1 protein-coding gene is annotated in these 1,783 nt (G+C 46.0%); it reads left to right on the top strand.

Annotated features, from left to right (window positions below; translation table 11 throughout):
* Nucleotides 1-511 precede the first annotated feature (511 nt).
* Entirely contained in the window at nucleotides 512-1,765 is a 1,254-nt protein-coding gene (gene ltrA, locus KE626_RS34425; protein ID WP_211977689.1) for a group II intron reverse transcriptase/maturase, read from the top strand.
* The last annotated feature ends 18 nt before the right edge of the window (nucleotides 1,766-1,783 follow it).

The raw sequence follows: 1,783 nt of genomic DNA, 5'->3' as shown, positions 1-1,783 counted from the left end.
ATGCTCGGCAAATGATGATGGTAGGCCCATCGATGGCGGCTTTCAGGAGCAGCCCTCAAACCACCTTCAGCTGCTGCAATAAAGAGTTGTGGTAGTGAGCATGGAAGGAAAAGGCATATTGAATATGTCAGGTGAGTGTTAAGAAGGCGAACAAATGTGAACTGTCATCGGAGGCGTCGAAAGGATTAGAAGATGTCAAAACCAAAGTCCACCAGCTTCTTTGGGATAAGCAGCAAGGTTACCTGATTACTGTTGCTGCGGCATCCGGCGTATAGACAGCGTGATCTTAACACAGGCATTAGTCGGGAACAGGAGAACCTGTCGCCAGTATGTTAAGAGAAAATATCAAGCTGCAAGGACAGCAAGATAGAAAGTATCGATGACTGGCACAGGGGCAGAAGCCTTCGTAGTAGTGAAGAAGTTTCTGTAATGGGAATGGAGCGAAGGGAGGCTGTTATCAAGTTTTTTTTTTCATGGAAGAAAACTGGGCAAAAGCTCAGGAGGTACTGAAATGAGTAAAACAAAATCGTTTAGTATTAGTCGTCGATTGGTGAGTTTAGCCTATCAACAGGTAAGATCTAACAAGGGGGCCGGTGGAATAGACGGGATAAGTCTGGAAACCTTTCATAAAGCGTATAAGGATCATTTGTACAAATTATGGAATCGGATGAGTTCGGGAAGTTACATGCCGCCTCCGATTAAGTTAAAGGAGATACCCAAGAAAGGAGGTGGACTAAGACCTCTGGGCATCCCCACCATATCCGACCGAATTGCCCAGAGCATAGTAAGAGGCTTATTAGAACCAGGGTTAGAGCAGGTTTTTCATGAAGACTCTTATGGTTACCGGCGCGGCAAGTCAGCCATACAAGCGCTGTCGCGTGCAAGAGAGCGATGCTGGAATCAGAATTGGGTAGTTGATGTTGATATCAAAGGTTACTATGACAATATTCCCCATGATTTGCTGATGAAGGCAGTCCGATTGCATTGTAAGAGCGGCTGGATACTATTGTATCTTGAAAGATGGCTGAAAGCGCCGTTGCAACGGTCAGATGGAACGATAGAGGAGCGTACCAAAGGAGTTCCGCAAGGTTCGGTTATTGGTCCGGTACTGGCCAATTTATATCTGCATTACAGTATGGATAAATGGCTGGAAAAGATCTACCGGCATTGTCCGTTTGAAAGATACGCAGACGACGCTATCATTCACTGCGGGAGTATGCGTGAGGCTACTGAACTAAAAGCAGCATTAAGTGAGCGACTGGAAGCATGTGGACTGGAACTTCATCCGGAGAAAACGCATGTGGTCTACTGTAAGGATAGCAACAGAAGGCAAAGAGGGAGTTCGAAGATGTCCTTCGACTTTCTGGGCTACACGTTCAAACCACGATTGGCTCAAAACAGCCAAAGGGGAGTATGGTTCACCAACTGGCTACCAGCAGTAAGTACCAGGTCAATGCGATCAATGAATGAGAAGATGGGTAAATGGGAAGTGCTGAAAAGAACGACGAATACGCTACAGGAAGTGGCAGCGGAGATTAACCCGGTAGTGACAGGCTGGATCAATTACTACAGTAAATTTTACAAAACAAAACTTGTGAGTTATATGCACATAGTCAATGTAAAACTTGCGAGCTGGGCAAGACGAAAATACAAGCACCTAAGAGCCAGTGAGATGAAAGCAATAAGATGGTTGCATGGAGTCTCCATGCGCCAACCAAGGCTCTTTGCCCACTGGGCACTCTTAGGATCGAAACCAACGATTTGATAACCGGAGCCGTGTAAC

Origin of the sequence: Chitinophaga hostae (genome assembly GCF_018224885.1) — a bacterium.
Lineage (GTDB): Bacteria > Bacteroidota > Bacteroidia > Chitinophagales > Chitinophagaceae > Chitinophaga > Chitinophaga hostae.
This window is presented reverse-complemented; position numbering and strand designations above follow the sequence as displayed.

What these genes read in the sequence shown, in the direction of transcription:
- ltrA (WP_211977689.1), top strand. Translation starts at nt 512, where the DNA reads ATGAGTAAAACAAAATCGTTTAGTATTAGTCGTCGATTGGTGAGTTTA.